The organism is Sphingobium sp. Cam5-1, from assembly GCF_015693305.1.
Classification (GTDB): domain Bacteria; phylum Pseudomonadota; class Alphaproteobacteria; order Sphingomonadales; family Sphingomonadaceae; genus Sphingobium.
In genome coordinates, this window is record NZ_CP065140.1 from 252,662 (window position 1) to 269,140 (window position 16,479).

General features: G+C 58.7%; 13 protein-coding genes. 12 read left to right on the forward strand and 1 reads right to left on the reverse strand.

The window, feature by feature from the left end; genetic code table 11:
* Positions 1-101: 101 nt before the first annotated feature.
* Genes IZV00_RS19810 through IZV00_RS19840 form a run of 7 tightly spaced genes read left to right on the forward strand, consistent with a single transcriptional unit; the run spans position 102 to position 9,115 of the window.
* Positions 102-1,385 carry a phenylacetate--CoA ligase family protein gene (locus IZV00_RS19810; protein ID WP_196227578.1) on the forward strand — a complete coding sequence of 428 codons (1,284 nt, stop codon included), beginning with the start codon at positions 102-104 and terminating at the stop codon, positions 1,383-1,385.
* Positions 1,386-1,396: 11 nt separating this feature from the next.
* Positions 1,397-3,526 carry a bi-domain-containing oxidoreductase gene (locus IZV00_RS19815; protein ID WP_196227579.1) on the forward strand — a complete coding sequence of 710 codons (2,130 nt, stop codon included), beginning with the start codon at positions 1,397-1,399 and terminating at the stop codon, positions 3,524-3,526.
* Between the two features lie 56 nt (positions 3,527-3,582).
* Entirely contained in the window at positions 3,583-5,340 is a 1,758-nt protein-coding gene (locus tag IZV00_RS19820; protein ID WP_329604523.1) for a heparinase II/III family protein, read from the forward strand.
* A 1-nt stretch (position 5,341) separates the two neighbouring features.
* Complete coding sequence (locus IZV00_RS19825; protein ID WP_196227581.1) at positions 5,342-6,652, forward strand: glycosyltransferase family 4 protein; 1,311 nt, start codon at positions 5,342-5,344, stop codon at positions 6,650-6,652.
* Positions 6,649-7,245 carry a sugar transferase gene (locus tag IZV00_RS19830; protein WP_196227582.1) on the forward strand — a complete coding sequence of 199 codons (597 nt, stop codon included), beginning with the start codon at positions 6,649-6,651 and terminating at the stop codon, positions 7,243-7,245. Before IZV00_RS19825 ends, IZV00_RS19830 begins: the two co-directional genes overlap by 4 nt.
* Positions 7,242-7,889 carry an acetyltransferase gene (locus IZV00_RS19835; protein ID WP_196227583.1) on the forward strand — a complete coding sequence of 216 codons (648 nt, stop codon included), beginning with the start codon at positions 7,242-7,244 and terminating at the stop codon, positions 7,887-7,889. Before IZV00_RS19830 ends, IZV00_RS19835 begins: the two co-directional genes overlap by 4 nt.
* A complete protein-coding gene (locus tag IZV00_RS19840) occupies positions 7,883-9,115 on the forward strand; it encodes a DegT/DnrJ/EryC1/StrS family aminotransferase (RefSeq protein ID WP_196227584.1) in 1,233 nt (410 codons plus the stop codon). The genes IZV00_RS19835 and IZV00_RS19840 overlap by 7 nt, the downstream gene beginning before the upstream one ends.
* A gap of 481 nt (positions 9,116-9,596) precedes the next feature.
* Here IZV00_RS19840 and IZV00_RS21290 read toward each other — a convergent pair whose 3' ends face one another.
* A complete protein-coding gene (locus IZV00_RS21290) occupies positions 9,597-9,830 on the reverse strand; it encodes a hypothetical protein (protein WP_230463533.1) in 234 nt (77 codons plus the stop codon).
* Here IZV00_RS21290 and IZV00_RS21295 point away from each other — a divergent pair.
* The 5 genes from IZV00_RS21295 to IZV00_RS19865 all read left to right on the forward strand — a co-directional run bounded on the left by IZV00_RS21295 (position 9,777) and on the right by IZV00_RS19865 (position 16,452).
* Entirely contained in the window at positions 9,777-10,529 is a 753-nt protein-coding gene (locus IZV00_RS21295) for an O-antigen ligase family protein (protein WP_230463531.1), read from the forward strand. The genes IZV00_RS21290 and IZV00_RS21295 overlap by 54 nt on opposite strands.
* Positions 10,530-10,636: 107 nt before the next feature.
* Complete coding sequence (locus IZV00_RS19850) at positions 10,637-11,290, forward strand: polysaccharide biosynthesis/export family protein (RefSeq protein ID WP_230463504.1); 654 nt, start codon at positions 10,637-10,639, stop codon at positions 11,288-11,290.
* A gap of 13 nt (positions 11,291-11,303) precedes the next feature.
* Entirely contained in the window at positions 11,304-13,508 is a 2,205-nt protein-coding gene (locus IZV00_RS19855; RefSeq protein ID WP_196227587.1) for a GumC family protein, read from the forward strand.
* A complete protein-coding gene (locus IZV00_RS19860) occupies positions 13,508-14,752 on the forward strand; it encodes a hypothetical protein (RefSeq protein ID WP_196227588.1) in 1,245 nt (414 codons plus the stop codon). Before IZV00_RS19855 ends, IZV00_RS19860 begins: the two co-directional genes overlap by 1 nt.
* Before the next feature lie 1,010 nt (positions 14,753-15,762).
* Positions 15,763-16,452 (forward strand): hypothetical protein, encoded by a 690-nt coding sequence (locus tag IZV00_RS19865; protein ID WP_196227589.1) that lies wholly within the window; start codon positions 15,763-15,765, stop codon positions 16,450-16,452.
* Positions 16,453-16,479: the final 27 nt, after the last annotated feature.

Genomic DNA, 16,479 nt, shown 5'->3' on the forward strand with positions numbered 1-16,479 from the left:
GATCTGATTTTTAGGGTCATCTTTCTGTTTGTAAGGCTTAGGCGCGGAAAATGTCACTTCTCCTTTTTGCCAAGAACAAGTTAAGTCGGCTGCCATACCCCGTGGGATGGGCAGTGGCCCAGCTACCATTTTCTTGTCGGCCTGGGATCGCGGGCGTCTATAATCGGCGACAGCGAGATGTCATATCTGTGGTTCAGTTGTCGGCATTGGAGCGGCAGAGATTTGTATTCTCTAAAGTTCAGTCCATCGCGTGTTGGGCGTACAATAATGTCCCGTTTTACGCAGATCTTTACCTGTCTGAAGGTGTCGACCCCACAAAATTCCGTCATTTTGAGGATATATCGTCGCTGCCTTTGGTAACCAAGCAAGCGTTACAAAAGGTTCCTATCGAATATCGGTCTGCAAAGCTGCCGAAAAAATCGCTTGAGAATACCGGAGGAAGCAGTGGTCAGCCCCTTAGCTTTTATATCGAGCCAGATAGCATCCCCCATGAGTGGGCGCACATGCATTCAATATGGCGGCAAGTTGGCTACCGTTCAAGCGATCTGAAGATCGTTTTTGCGGGGCGTTCGTCGATTAGAAATGTCTTGGATTATGATTCAGTGAGGCATCACTATGCAGCGGATATATATGCCGGCTGGGCCGCCGTGGCCGATAAGATTTTAGCACTTCCATCTGTTTTGCTGCCGAGATTTTTGCACGGCTATCCCAGTGCGATATTCGACTTTGTTCACTGGTTGGATGCTCACGGCCATCCGCTTTTACCGGTGTTGCGTGGTCGAATTCGTGGGCTGATGCTCGGTTCGGAATACCCGGTGCCTGAGGCACGTGCACGAACAGAGCGATTGTTGGGATGCGCGTCAGTATCTTGGTATGGTCATACGGAACGGTCGATTTTGGCCCGTGAAATAGATGAAAAATCCGTTTATCATCCATTTCCGAGTTACGGGTTTGTGGAAGCGATCGGTAGCGATATTGGACATCGTCTTATCGGTACTTCCTATTATAATAGGGCGTCGCCGTTTATTAGATATGATACCGGTGATTTGGTCGAGGCTGAATCTGTAGATGGTATTGTTGAGTCATTTAGGGTCGTTAAAGGTCGATCTGGTGACTTCATAATCGACAAGGATGGAAACAAGGTTTTCCTGACGGGTTTGATCTTCGGTAGGCATCATAAGATTTTTGATCATTCTCGATTTATTCAAGTTCGTCAGATATCTCCTGGCTCGGCGAGCATTTTGATAGTCCCGAGGGGACAAGGAGTAGAAGATTGGCGTTCGCTATTTGACGGATCGAACCTGAAAATAGATTTGGACTTTTGTGAGCTTCCTGAACCCGTCAGAACGACGTCAGGTAAAGTTCCTTTATTAATTAAGGAATAGAGACGATATTCATGAGGCAGATTCTCCAGGACCTCTCCGCAGGCAAGACCGAACTTGTTACGTGCCCGGCACCGTCAGCGCGGCGTGGTCAGGTGTTGATAGATACTGCGGTTACGCTGATTTCTGCAGGCACCGAACGAATGCTTGTGGATTTCGGTCGCGCCGGTCTGATCACGAAGGCTCGGCAGCAGCCGGAGAAGGTTGCGCAGGTCCTCGACAAGGTGCGCACGGATGGTCTGATGACGACTGTCGAAGCTGTGCGCTCGAAGCTGGGTCAACCAATCCCGCTTGGATATTGCAATGTCGGTGTCGTACGAGACACCGGAGCCGGTGTGGATGGGTTCCGGCTGGGTGATCGCGTGGTGTCGAACGGGCCGCATGCCGATGTTGTTTCGGTACCGCGGAATCTTTGTTCCCGCATACCTGATGCGGTGACTGATGAGGAAGCTGCCTTCACGGTAGTCGCTGCCATCGGCCTACAGGGTATCCGCTTGGCCCAGCCAACCTTGGGGGAAGCCTTCGTCGTCACGGGTGCCGGGCTGATAGGGCTCCTTGCCATTCAGCTTCTGCGCGCGCAGGGATGCCGGGTTCTCGCGATCGATTTCGATGAGGCGAAGCTCGCCATCGCGAAGAGCTTTGGCGCAGAAATCTGCAATCCGGCGAAGGGAGAAGACCCGGTTTCGGCGGGGATCGCCTTCAGTCGAGGAGCGGGTGTGGATGGGGTGATCATCACCGCATCGACCAAATCTTCCGACCCGGTGACGCAGGCGGCCCGTATGTGTCGGAAGCGCGGGCGGATCGTACTCGTGGGGGTTACTGGCCTAGAACTCAATCGGGCAGACTTTTACGAAAAGGAACTGTCCTTCCAGGTTTCGTGCTCCTATGGCCCGGGCCGCTACGATCCGGACTATGAGGATCGAGGGCAGGACTATCCGATCGGCTTTGTACGCTGGACCGAGCAGCGTAACTTTGAGGCGGTGCTAGATTTGATGGCTGGCGGTCAGATCGATGTCGGCCCGCTCGTTTCACACCGTTTCGCATTCGACGACGCGCCGGCGGCCTATGAAACACTGGCAAGCGACAAGGGCTCTCTGGGCATCCTGCTGAACTATCAGCATGGCCTTGAGGAGCGGCACTTGCGCACCGTGCAGTTGAAGGCGCCTGAACGAGCTTTCGAGGCTGCGGCGCCCATCGTCGGCTTTATCGGAGCGGGGAACTATGCCGGACGCATGCTCGTCCCGGCCTTCCGCGAAGGCGGAGCGGCACTGCATACGATCGCATCTGCGGGTGGGGTCAGCAGCGTGGTACAGGGCAAGCGGCTCGGCTTTGCAAATGCCACGTCGGACACTCGGAGCGTGCTCGACGATGGGGAGATCAACACCGTTGCTATCGCAACGCGCCATGATAGTCACGCCGGCCTCACGGTCGATGCCCTGAAAGCGGGTAAGAACGTCTTTGTCGAAAAGCCTCTGGCTTTGACGTTAGCTGAACTGGAGTCGGTCAAGGCGGCCCACGCCGCCGCGGGTCGTTTGCTGATGGTTGGGTTCAACCGGCGCTTTGCGCCATTGGTGCAGACGATGAAGCGCCTGTTGGAGCCTGTGCGTGAGCCCAAGTCTGTTATCATGGTGATGAATGCGGGTGCTATACCTGCGGATCATTGGACCCAGGATGGCGAGGTTGGTGGTGGCAGGATCATCGGCGAAGCGTGTCACCACATTGATCTCATGCGTTTCCTGGTGGGGGCACCGATCGTTTCCGTGACCGCGCGCAGAATGGGAGACAGTGCTGCGGTCGAGGTTACCGAGGACAAGGCCGTGATCACCCTCGGCTTTGCTGACGGTTCGTTCGGAACCGTTCATTATCTTGCCAATGGCGGAGCGTCATTCCCGAAAGAACGGGTTGAAGTCTTCGCGGCGGGACGGACGCTGCAGCTCGACAACTTCCTGCGCCTGCGGGGGTTCAACTGGCCTGGCTTTCGCAACCAGAAGAGCTGGCGGCAGGACAAGGGACAGCAGGGCTGCGCCGCCGCATTCCTGTCGGCGGTCAAGGATGGGACGGGCGCGCCCCTTCCCTTCGAGGAGCTTGAGGAAGTGGCGCGTGTGACCATCGAAGCTTCGGAAATGCTGCGCACGCAACGATGAGCCGATGGACTGTGCTAAAGACGCTGGGGGCGCTCGGTCCCCAGTCGGTGACGCGCGTGGGCGCTTATCGTCTCGGTCTTAAATCGGGCCGGCATCCGGTGCAGCGAATCAGCGCTGTGGCGCCGTCCACGCCTTTGTTCGCTGCTCCAACAATAAAGGCTGGCCTTCCCGAGGCCAACACCCGCTGGTCAGATCGTCTGTGGTGGTTTGACTGGTTCACCACCGAGCATTTGGGGGAGGCTCCGGTTTGGCATTACAGTCCCTTCGGCTCCGGCCCGGCAGACAAGGCAAGCAATTGGTGGGCCATTCCGGATTTTGCCGGTTCTGGTGATATCAAGGGTGTTTGGGAACTCTCACGCTTGGGCTGGAGCGTCGCGTTCGCGACGCAGGCGGCCCACGGCGATGTTGAGGCACTGGCTACCCTCAATCGCTGGCTGCAATCCTGGTTGCGGGATAACCCGCCTTATCGGGGCGCCAACTGGAAATGTGGACAGGAGGCTTCGTTCCGGATCATTCATTTGTTGGCGACGGCGATCATTCTCGGACAGGAGCGAACACCGGAGCCAGCGCTGGCTGAAACAATAGCGCTGCACCTTGAGCGTATTGCTCCGACCATGTCCTATGCGATTGGGCAAGATAATAACCACGGTACGTCCGAAGCGGCCGCCATGTTTGTCGGAGGGTCGTTCCTTTCGGCCCTTGGTTGGCCAAAGGCAAGGCACTGGACCGCCACCGGACGGCGATGGTTGGAAAATCGGGCTCGCCATCTGATCGCACCTGATGGCAGCTTCAGCCAATATTCAGTCGTTTATCATCGACTTATGCTCGACACCTATTCTTTCGTGGAGATGTGGAGGCAGCGGTGGGACCTGGCTCCTTTCTCGGGTACGATGCACACTCGTTTGATAGCGGCGACCCGCTGGCTGGATGCCATGGTGGATCGTACGTCGGGCGATGCTCCCAACCTTGGGGCCAATGACGGCGCCCGCCTCCTGCCGTTGACGGAAAGTGACTATCGCGATTTCCGTCCGTCACTTCAGATGGCGTCGGTTCTTTTCCGCGGTCAGCGAGCCATCGGTGATCACGGGTCCTGGGACGATCAACTGCGCTGGCTGGGTATTTCACCGGATACGACGACATTGTCGCGGCCTGCCAGCGAAACATTCGATGATGGAGGGTTCCACGTGCTTCGGACAGGGAGGGCATCCGCTTATCTGCGCTATCCTAGGTTCCGGTTTCGTCCGAGCCAGGCCGATCTGCTGCATATGGATCTATGGGTCGACGGGCTCAATCTACTCCGCGACGCGGGAACGTTCAGCTACAATGCCGAGCCTGAAACAAGCGAATATTTCGCGGGGACCGCGTCACATAATACGGTGCAGTTCGATGAGCGTGATCAGATGCCGCGACTGGGCCGATTCCTCTTCGGAGCCTGGCCGAAGGCTCGCCGTGTTGAATTTGTGAGCAAGGGCGAGACCTTGCGATGTGCCGCTGCCTACACGGATCATCGCGGAGCGCGCCATCATCGCGAAATTCTTCTCCGGTCACATGGCTTCACCTGCACCGACACGATCGACGGACGATTCGATGCTGCCGTGCTTCGTTGGCGCTTGCTGCCTGACGCATATCGCCTTGAGAATCATCGCCTATCAAGCAATAGGATGCGATTGTCGATAAACTGCAATGATTCCGATATAAGAATCAATCTTACGAATGCTTGCGAATCAAGATACTATATGCATCGTGAGCAGATTCCGACGCTTGAGATAGCGTTCAATCATTCGTGTAAGATCGTTACAACGGGCGAATTCTAACGTGCATATCCTCTATTTTCACCAGCATTTTTCCACGCCCGACGGGGCTGCGGGCACGCGCTCCTATGAGATGGCGCGCCGGTTGCTGCGTGAAGGGCATAGCGTGACGATGGTCTGCGGCTCATATTCCCAGGGGGCTACCGGACTGGCCGGCCCATTTCACAAGGGCTGCAGACGCGGCACAATTGATGGCATCGATGTCGTGGAATTCGACATGCGCTATGCCAATGAGGACGGGTTCATTCGGCGATCAGGCGTTTTCGTCAAGTTCGCGCTGGCATCCATAAAGCTGGCGTTGCGCGAGAAATATGATCTCGCTTTTGCGACAACGACGCCCTTGACGGCGGGCATTCCGGGCATTTTTGCCCGATGGTTGCGGGGCAAGCCTTTCGTGTTCGAGGTCAGGGATCTCTGGCCTGAATTGCCGCGTGCCATGGGTGTGATCACCAATCCGGTTATCCTGGGCGCGATGTCCGTTCTGGAATGGGCCTCATACCGCTCGGCAACACGGTGTATAGGTTTGTCGCCTGGAATCGTTGATGGGATTACGCGCCGCGGAGTCCCGCGATCCCGCGTCAGCATGATACCGAATGGCTGCGATGTGGAGCTGTTTTCCGACAGCCGGCCCGCTGCTGACGCCAGTTTCCGCAAGGCGAATAATATCTCGGACAAGCAGCTCCTGGCTGTTTATTGCGGAACGCATGGCCTGGCCAACGGTCTGGACGCAGTCGTTGATGCCGGTATTGAGCTGCGCAATCGGGGCCGGACTGACATCGTCCTCGCTCTTGTGGGCAAGGGACAGGAGAAGGCGCGCCTCAAGGAACGGGTGAAGGCTGAAAGGCTCTCCAACGTCCGGTTTTTTGACCCTGTCTCAAAGCGGCGTCTCACATCATTGCTCGGAGAGGCCGACCTTGGCCTGCAGATTCTGCGGAACATTCCCGAATTTGCTTATGGTACCTCGCCCAACAAATTCTTCGACTATTTGTCGGTTGGCCTGCCAGTGCTGAACAATTATCCCGGCTGGTTGGCGGATATGATCGAGGAGCATGAACTCGGCTTCGCCGTCAGGCCTGATTCACCGGCGGCATTCGCTGACGCGCTCGAGCAGGCTGCCGAAGATCGCGCCGCGCTTGTGGAAATGGGGCATAATGCAGCGGCATTTGCACGCGGCGCCATGAATCGCGATCATCTTTCAAAGCAGTGGGTCGACTGGGTGACCGCCGGTGTCGGACGCGTCAGCCTGGATGGCGACGGGCCTTATTCCGCCATATTGTCAGCACGGCCCCCCGCTTTGGCGGTGGAACAGAAATGAGGAAGCGGCTCCTGGACATCATCGTTGCGACTGCGGCGTTGCTGCTCCTTTCACCGCTCATGGTTCTGATCGGGATTTTGGTGCGCTTCGATCTCGGATCGCCTGTCCTTTTTCGCCAGCTCCGTCCTGGCCGGGATACCAAGGCGTTCCGCATGGTCAAATTCCGGACAATGCGCGACGCGCAGGATGCCGCGGGGCAGCTGCTGAGCGATGCTGAGCGATTGACGCGTTTCGGCCGCTTTTTGCGCGCGACCAGCCTCGATGAATTGCCGGAGCTTTGGAATGTCTTGAAGGGGGATATGAGCCTGGTGGGGCCTCGACCCCTGCTGATGGAATATCTGCCCCGCTATTCGATGGAGCAACTGCGCCGGCACGAATTGCGGCCTGGCATTACCGGATGGGCGCAGGTCAATGGTCGTAATGCTCTTGGCTGGCCGGAGAAGCTGGCGTTGGACATCTGGTATGTTGATCATCAGACTTTTTGGCTCGATCTCAAGATCCTCATGCTGACGGTGTTCAAGGTGGTCGCCCGCGACGGCATCAGTGCCGCGGGTGAAGCAACAATGCCGAAATTCCAGGGAAATGAGATATGAAACCCTTGCTGGGCGTTTATGGGGCGAGCGGCTGTGGACGGGGCGTGATGCCCATCGTTCGCGCGCGCTACGGCCATGAGGCGGACCTCGTGTTCATCGACGATGCGCCAATGAAGGAGGCGAACGGTTATCCAATCCTGTCGTGGGATGCTTTTCGCGCGAATCCGGCAGAGAAGAGGGTTTGCCTCGCGATTGCGAATTCCGAGATACGCGCGAAACTTTCCGATAAATGCGCGAGTGCAGGGATCCCCCTGTTCGAAGCCCGGGCGCAGAATGTCGTGGAGATGCATGATGTCATCATAGGCGAGGGAGCGATTCTTTCGCCCTTCGTTACGCTGACTTCAAACATCCGCATCGGCCGATGCTTTCATGCAAATCTCTATTCCTATGTCGAGCATGATTGCGTCATAGGGGATTTTGTCACCTTCGCGCCGGGCGTCAAATGCAACGGCAATATCGTGATCGAGGACCACGCCTATATCGGCTCCGGCGCCGTCATCAAACAGGGTCGCCCAGGTCATCCGTTGACGATCGGAAGAGGGGCCACAGTTGGTGCGGGCGCCGTGGTCACCAAGGATGTCCCACCCAATATGACGGTCGTCGGCGTCCCTGCGCGGCAGCTTGAGAAGGAGCTTGTATGCTGAATCAGGGCGTCGCCCCTTGGCCGGCCTTTTCCCGCGAGGAGATAGAAGCGGTTTCGGCGGTGCTGTCGAGCGGCCGCGTCAACTATTGGACGGGCGAGGAATGCCGTGCATTCGAGCGCGAGTTCGCAAGCTGGGCGGAAGCGGACCATGCCATCGCCGTCGCGAATGGGACCGTGGCGCTCGACCTTGCGTTGCATGGCCTGGGCATCGGGCCCGGGGATGAGGTGATTGTGACGCCGCGCACGTTCATCGCCTCGATCTCCTGTGTCGCCAACGCGGGCGCCACGCCGGTTTTCGCGGATGTTGATCCGATCAGCGGCAATCTGTCCGCTGGGACGATCTCCGCTGTGCTGAGTCCTCGTACGAAGGCGGTCATTGCGGTGCATCTGGCGGGTTGGCCTTGCGACATGGACCCGATCATGGAACTGGCTGAGACCCATGGCTTTAAGGTGATCGAGGATTGCGCGCAGGCGCATGGTGCACGGTATAAGGGCCGCAGCGTCGGTTCGATCGGCCATGTGGGAGCCTGGTCTTTCTGTCAGGACAAGATCATGACCACCGGTGGCGAAGGGGGCATGGTGACCTGCAACGATCGCGGTCTTTGGTCACGCATGTGGTCCTTCAAGGATCATGGCAAGAGCTGGGAAGCCGTCTATGAGCGGGCCCATCCTCCCGGCTTTCGCTGGCTGCACGAAAGCATTGGCACCAATTGGCGGATGCTTGAGATGCAAGCGGTCATCGGCCGTATTCAGCTGCGGCAGATGGCGGAGTGGACAGAGGCGCGCACGAAGAATGCAACGCTTCTTCATAACGCACTGGTGCCCTTTTCGGGCGATCAAGGGATCGTGGGGCTGAGCGGACCACTCGCCAGGGACCCCGGCTGCTGGGAGGAAGGCTCGGTCCACGCCTATTATAAATATTATGCCTATATCCGGCCTGAAAACCTGCTGGCTGGCTGGTCCCGGGACCGGATCGTCAATGAAATGACCGCTCGCGGGATTCCCTGCTTCCAGGGATCCTGTTCCGAGGTCTATCTGGAGAAGGCGTTCGAGGACACAGGATGGCGGCCGCATGACCCGCTGCCAAACGCACGGGAACTGGGGGAAAAGAGCCTCATGTTCCTCGTCCACCCCACCCTGACAGCTGATGACATGCAGCGCATGACACGGGTCATGGGCGAGGTGCTGCACGAAGTGGCCGGCGCTGACAGGCACGCTTTTGCATGAATGACGATAACCGGCGCTTGCCCTGCTTGATTGCCATGGCCGTCGGCGAGGTAAAGCCGTGAATATGGTCATTCTTCCCGCCTCTCCGCGCAGGTGGAGCGCTGCTCCGACGCTTTTGTTGCTGCTGCTGAGCGCCTTGTGGATGGCGGGAGGAGCGTCTCACGCGGACGTCATGGGTCAGGTCGTGACTCGTGCGGCCGCATGGCTGACGCTGGTTATCGCGCTTCTGTGCGGCCTGAAGCCTGATATTATCAAAACCGGAGCTGTGGCATGGCTGCTCCTGGCGGCGGTCCTGCTCGTTCTGCTACAACTGGTGCCGCTACCACCTGCTGTCTGGACGCTGTTCCCGGGCCGCGGACCGTTTCTCGAAAGTGCTCTTGGCGCTCCGCCCTGGCGTCCCTGGGCGATCGTGCCATGGGCCACGATGAATGCGGCGTCCTCGCTCATTGTTCCTGTGGTCACGTTCTATCTTCTGAGCGTTCTAGACGATGATGAAAGGGAGCGCCTCCCGGGCATTCTGCTCGGCATGATCTTTTTGTCGGCGCTGGTCGGATTGTGGCAGTTTTGCGGATTTTCCTTCAACCATCCCTTGGTCAACGACACGGATGGAAGCGTCAGCAGCATCTTTGCCAATCGCAACCATTTTGCCCTTTTCCTGGCGATGGGATGCCTTGTTGCACCTGTCTGGGCCTTTTCGGGACAGCAGGGCCGTCATTGGCGGGCGCCTGTCGCATTCGCCCTCGTCATCCTATTTGCGCTGACCATTCTTGCGACAGGATCAAGATCCGGGATCCTGACGGGCCTTCTGGCCATCGGGATGGGACTGATGGTCAGCTGGCGCGACATCCGGCACGCGTTTCGCCGCGCGCCACCTTGGGTATTCCCGGTGTTGGTCGCCGCAATCATCGGCATTATCGCGCTTCTTGTCCTGATCAGTATTGCTGCTGACCGGGCCGAATCCATCAATCGCGCCATCGAGCTGGACCCCGGAGAGGACATGCGCCGCCGCGGGCTTCCCACCGTACTGGCCATGATCGGCGCCTATTTCCCGGTAGGAACGGGCTTTGGCAGTTTCGATCCGATGTTTCGGATATATGAACCGCTTGAGCTGTTGAAGCGAACCTATTTCAATCATGCGCATAATGATTTTCTGGAGATCCTGCTCGATGGTGGATTGCCCGCGCTGGTGCTGCTTCTCGTGGCGCTGGGATGGTATATCCGCGCGAGCATTCGAGCATGGCGGGCCGATCCGGCCTATTATGGATTGGCCCGGCTCGGGTCGGGAATGCTGCTCCTGATTCTTGTCGCCAGTGTTTTCGATTACCCGGCACGAACCCCCATTTTTATGGCGATTATTGTGATTGCTGCGATTTGGCTCGGTCAGGGCGCATCACGCATCGCTTTACGCAGGTAGGATCAGCATCTAATGCAGATCCAATTCTTTTGGTCGCGGAATTCATATACATGCGGAAAATTCTTGTTTCACTGATTATTGCGACGAGTGTCGCTGGATGTGCAGGAATGCCTCCGCCCCAGCCGAGCGCGCAGCTGACGGTCGTGCCGGACAGCCAGGGGCTTCCAGCCCCCCATCGCAGCGATCTGGGCGCGGCTGACCGGCCGGCCCTCATCGGTCCGCTCGACACGATCGGCGTGGACATTTTCAATGTTCCCGAGCTCAGCCGGGAAATGCAGGTCGATGCAAGCGGGCGCATTTCCATGCCGCTTATCGGCACGGTCGATGCCCGCAACAAGACCGCCGACGAACTGGCGCGGACCATCGAGAATGCGCTCAAGGGGCGCTATGTTCGCAATCCCCAGGTGACGGTCAATATCAAGAGTTCGGTCAGCCAGGTGGTCACGGTCGATGGCGAGGTGACCGAACCGGGGCTCTATCCTGTCACCAACCAGATGACGCTGATGCGGGTCATCGCCTCGGCCAAGGGTCTCAACGAGTTCGCCAAGCAGGAACAGGTGGTGATCCTGCGCACGGTCGACAACCAGCGCATGGCTGGCCTGTACGACCTCGGCGCGATCCGCCGTGGGGCTTATGTCGATCCGCCCATTTATGCCAATGACGTGGTGATCGTTGGCGATTCCCCGGAACGCCGGCTGTTCCGCGACATCGTTTCCCTGGCGCCTCTGGTCGCCGCTCCGCTTGTCGCCATCTTGCGCTGAGGCCTGCAGTCACATGAATAGCATTGTTTCCAAGCTTGGCGGCGACACGGCATTGGCTGCGCTGCATCAGTCGCAATCCGAAGAAGCTTCGGTCCCCATCCTGCGCCAGTATCTGCGGATGGCCATGCGATGGCGCTATGTCATCCTGGGGGCAGTCGCGATCTGCTTCCTGATTGGGCTGGTGGTCACGCTTTTGATGACCCCCCAATATACGGCGTCCTCTACCATCGAGATCTCGCGGGAATCGGACAAGGTCACCGATCTGCAAGGGGTCGAGCGCGATGCGAGCATTGCCGACCAGGAATTCTACCAGACGCAATATGGATTGCTGCAGTCCCGCTCGCTCTCAGAACGCGTTGCAGCCGAGCTCAAGCTCATCGATTCCCCGAAATTTTTCGAGATGTTCGATTTCGAGAGCGAAGACCCTGCCTTCAAGCTGGTCAATGGGCGCTTTGCACCCGCCGGCCGCGCGACCCGGCAGCGCGTGGCAGGTGAAATTCTCCGCAAGCATCTGAGCGTCAATCCTACGCGGCTGTCACGTCTGGTAGATGTGAGTTTCACCAGTCCAGATGCTGCTTTTTCCGCGAAGGTCGCCAATGTCTGGGCCCAGAATTTCATCCAGACCAATCTCGACCGCAAGATCCAGGCGACGTCCTATGGCCGCAATCTTCTGCAGGGCCAATTGGCCCAGCTCAAGCAGAAGCTAGATGAATCCCAACGCCAACTGGTATCCTATGCGTCGCACGCGAAAATCATCAATCTGCCCGCCCAATCGGGCAGTGGGGATTCAAGCGCCGAGCGATCCATCGTGGTCGATGATCTGGCGGCCCTCAACGGCGCGCTGGCGCAGGCTACCGCCAACCGGATCGCGGCGCAGACCCGCTATGAGGAAAGTGGCAAGGCTGGGGCGTCCGCCCAGGCGCTGAGCAACACCGCGATCAACGGTCTGCGGCAACGCCGGGCCGAACTGGCGGCCGAATATCAGCGGCTGATGACGCAGTTCGAGCCTGGATATCCTGCCGCTGATGCTGTGAAGGCGCAGATAGATCAGCTCGATAGCAGCATCGCGAAAGAGGAAGGCCGCGTCTCCAATTCGCAATTGGCTGACTATCGCCAGGCCCAGGAACAGGAACAGGCTCTCAAAGCAAAGGTGGAGCAACTCAAGGGAGACTATCTCGACCAGCGCCGCAGGAGCATCCAGTATAATATCTATCAGCAAGAGGTCGATACCAACCAGGCCCTCTATGATGGCTTGCTGCAGCGATACAAGGAGATCGGCGTAGCCGGCGGTGTAGGCGTCAATAATATCGCTGTCGTTGATCCGGCGCAGGCGCCCAAGCTGCCCTCGAGCCCCAGGCTGCTCATCAATCTTGCAATCGCCATTCTGGCGGGTCTCGGGATCGGCGCTGCCCTCGCATTCGGTCTTGAGCAGATCGACGAAGGGATCACTGACCCCGCAGAGGTCAAGCGAGCGCTCGGGCTGCCGTTGCTGGGTTCCATTCCCAAGGTGGACGCGGCGCCCAGAGACATCCTGCTCGACCGCAAATCGGATCTGGTGGATGCCTATCTTGCAGTACAGACCAATCTGTCCTTTTCGACGGATCATGGCGTTCCCCGTGCCTTCGCCGTCACCTCGACGCGCCCGAGCGAAGGCAAGTCGACAACGTGCCTTGCGCTGGCCTCCACGCTGGCCCGCGCCGGGAAAAACATCATCCTGGTCGATGGTGACATGCGGAATCCGTCCATCCATCAACTGGGGGGTGTTGCGAACCGGCGTGGTCTCAGCAATTTCCTGAGCGGGGAAGACGATATCGCGTCGCTGCTGTTCTCGATGGAGGATCTGGGTTTCGTGGCCATGTCAGCCGGGCCGCTTCCGCCCAATGCAGCGGAGCTTTTGACCGGCGATCGCCTCGCGCATCTGATAGGCCGCCTGCTTGAAACCTATGACCATGTGATTATCGATTCCCCGCCGGTCATGGGTCTGGCTGACGCGGCGCTCATCGCCACAAGGGTGGAAGGCGTCATTTACGCTGTGGAGTCGCATGGCATCCGCACCAATCTTGTCAAGGATGCGATCGGTCGTCTTCTCACGGCCAACGTCCGGATCATCGGTAGTGTTCTGACGAAGTTCGATGCGAAGAAGGCGCATTATGGCTACGGCTATGGCTATGAATATGGCTACAGCTATGGCCGCAAGACTGAAGCCCAAGCGGCCTGATGAAAGGGGCAAGAATCCGGCGGCAGCGACGTGCTCGACCCAATTGGGTCGCGCGGCTCGCACTGGCGGCGATTGCGGCCCTGCTGGGCTATTTCTCAGTTATGCAGTCGCTGGCCCTGGTGTTGCCGAACAGCAGGATCGAAGAGGCCTACGCCCTTGCGCCCGGCAATGGTCATGTAGCAGCGCGTTTCTCGCAGCAACTAAGTGGTCCCGAGGCCTCGCTTCAAGACCGTGCGCGCGCCGTCGCTGCGGCGCACGAGGCCTTGCGGCATGATCCGACCGCGGTTGAGGCTGTCGCAACGCTTGGGCTTGATGCAATGCTCAGGGGCGATGAGTCCAAGGCAGACCGTCTGCTCGCCTATTCGCAAAGAATGTCGCGGCGGGATCTGCGCACGCAGCTCACGGCAATCGAACTTGCTGTTGCGCGCGACGATATCCCAGGCGCCCTTCATCATTATGACATCGCGTTGCGGACCAAGAAGGATGCGCCAGGCCTCCTCTTTCCCGTGCTGGCCTCGGCGCTTGGTGATGACGCGATCCGGACGGGTCTCGTGCGGACGCTGGCCGATCGGCCGATCTGGGCCCTCGACTTTGTCCGCCATGTCGCGCGAAGCGACGCCGATCCGGTTGCGGCCGCCGCCTTTTTCCGCGCTTTGACAGCGCAGCGCTTTCCGGTTCCCGATAGCGCCAGCTCTGCTGTCGTGAACAAGCTTTTGACGGGGGGGCTGTCCGAGGATGCCTGGTCCTATTATGCCGCGACCCGCCAGGGGGCTGACAGGCGCAGTTCGCGCGATCCCAATTTTAGGAGCCTTCTGGAAGCGCCAAGCGCTTTCGATTGGGTTGCCATGAGCGGTACGGGTGTGTCGACGGCCCTTGTTCCTGATCCGGCAAACGGACTTTTCGACTTCACGGTCTCGATGGGCAATGGGGGGGCGCTGTTGCAGCAGCTGCAGATGCTTCCCCAAGGCGATTATATACTGGAAGGGCGCAGCCGCGGCATTGAGCAGCCCACGGGATCGCGGCCCTACTGGACCGTCCGCTGCCGGAACGGGCAGGAGGTTGCGCGGGTTGAGGTGACCAATTCATCACAGGCGAAGGGACGCTTCGAGGGACAGGTCCGCATTCCGGCAAATTGCCCTGTCCAGACGCTGGCACTGGTGGCGCGTTCCTCTGATGATGCCGCGGGGGTGACGGGACAGATCACCCATATCCTGCTACGTCCTGCGAATGCGCGCCGGTCATGATGGGAAAGCGGACAAATTCCTGCAAGCTCGTCATATTGGGAGTTCTTCTGCTCCTCGCCCGTCCCGTTGGGGCCCAGGAGGCCGCGCCACAACAGGGGCATCTTGCTGATTCCGCCGTCGGAGAAGTGGGGCAGCGCCAGACGAAAAGCAATTCGCCGACTGGCGCCGGACCTATGGGGCGCTTGAACAGCCGCGTGGCGAACCGCGTCCAAAGTCGCCTCCGTAACCGGATCGACCGATATTATGATCCGCGTGCCAATACGACATCGCCGTTCGAGGTGGCCGCAGAACGCAGCACACGCGTTCAAACTCCCCGCCGATAGCGGGCCTTGTTCGCGAGAAAACGGGCCTATCCTGCGATCTCAAGGAACGAGCGACGCGGGGAACCTGCTTTGCTGAGAGATCTGGAGATGAATGCCTGGACCGTGCACCGTCACACTCCTCTCTGAAAAGAATCGGTGCCCGGATGCTGTGATAAAACTCCCATATTTGTTTCGACTCCGATCTGATTATTGAATAGCGTGGAAAAGATCCTGCCTGACGATTCCCTCGTCTTTGACCCGAGGCGGGGTCCTGAAGTTTGCCAAACCCTTTGCGGCCTTCAGCGTCCCGGTGCCCCAGCCGCTTTCAGCGGCGCGACCAACCCCCTGGGCGCCGGGACATTCCATTTTTTCATGTGCGCTCTCATGCATTCTCGAAGCAGGTGGCATCAACTGCGGACTCGGGAAAGCGAAAAAAGGAGCGTGCGCGTACAGCATGGGGCTGTCGGGCGGGACCGCCGACAGGTCATGCCCGAACCCCTTGCAGATCCTGTGCGGCCGGTCCTGGAGCCCTATCGCTCGGACAGGATCCGGATCGCGTGAGGAAACGGCTGACCGAACGGATGCGCTCAAGCAATCGGACAGCAATCGACCGTTCAGCCGAGGCAATGGTGCGATGAGTCGAATAAGCGCACATATCGATGTTTGTTCAATATGTTAGAACGCCCGGGAATAGCGAGGAGTTGAGCATTGAAGCAATTTGCACTGTCGGTATCTGTCTGTGCGCTCCTCTTGGCAGGCTGCTCCGATCCCAAGGAGGCGAGCAAGGGAAATTTCAAAACGGCTATCAATGGCTGGATCGAGAAGCATCCGCCATGCATCTCGGTTCCGCGGGGACAGGTATCGCCCGCCGAGAAGAGTAATGCGGCATTTCCGCGTTATGTGGACGCATCGCCGCTGACGGCAAAGTTCGCGCAGGAAAGCCGGGCGCGCGTGGAAGCGCCGCTTGCCGCGTTGGCCGATGCTGGCCTGTTGACGGTGAAGGACGCCAGCATCCAGATCAAAGCCGGTCTCTTCGGCGATGGACTGAAGGAAATACCGGTGCATGCCTATGAATTGTCGGATGACGGCAAGAAGGCGGTTGCGACAGAAGGCGAGCAGACCGCCTTCAATGCAGCCGCGCCGAAATTCTGTTACGGGACGCCAACGGTGGACGAGATCCTTCAATATACAGAGCCGGCCGAGGCGATGGGCATGAAGCTTTCCCAGGTGACCTATCGTTATCACCTCAATGATGTGCCGACCTGGGCGGGAAACTCCAAGCTGAAGGCGACCTATCCTGACCTGGTGCGGAACACCGCCGCAAGTCTCGAGGGGAAGGCGGCGGTCATTCTCACCAACGAGGGCTGGGTTCACGAGAAAGCCAGCGGTTTGCATTGATCCGATGATTGGAACGCCCTGGCATCT

Bases quoted from the DNA above. Each gene is read 5' to 3' on its own strand.
- IZV00_RS19835 (WP_196227583.1), top strand. From the start codon at position 7,242: ATGAAACCCTTGCTGGGCGTTTATGGGGCGAGCGGCTGTGGACGGGGC.
- IZV00_RS19850 (WP_230463504.1), top strand. From the start codon at position 10,637: ATGCCTCCGCCCCAGCCGAGCGCGCAGCTGACGGTCGTGCCGGACAGC.
- IZV00_RS21295 (WP_230463531.1), top strand. From the start codon at position 9,777: ATGGGATGCCTTGTTGCACCTGTCTGGGCCTTTTCGGGACAGCAGGGC.
- IZV00_RS19855 (WP_196227587.1), top strand. From the start codon at position 11,304: ATGAATAGCATTGTTTCCAAGCTTGGCGGCGACACGGCATTGGCTGCG.
- IZV00_RS19840 (WP_196227584.1), top strand. From the start codon at position 7,883: ATGCTGAATCAGGGCGTCGCCCCTTGGCCGGCCTTTTCCCGCGAGGAG.
- IZV00_RS19860 (WP_196227588.1), top strand. From the start codon at position 13,508: ATGAAAGGGGCAAGAATCCGGCGGCAGCGACGTGCTCGACCCAATTGG.
- IZV00_RS21290 (WP_230463533.1), bottom strand. From the start codon at position 9,830: ATGACGGCCCTGCTGTCCCGAAAAGGCCCAGACAGGTGCAACAAGGCA.
- IZV00_RS19815 (WP_196227579.1), top strand. From the start codon at position 1,397: ATGAGGCAGATTCTCCAGGACCTCTCCGCAGGCAAGACCGAACTTGTT.
- IZV00_RS19830 (WP_196227582.1), top strand. From the start codon at position 6,649: ATGAGGAAGCGGCTCCTGGACATCATCGTTGCGACTGCGGCGTTGCTG.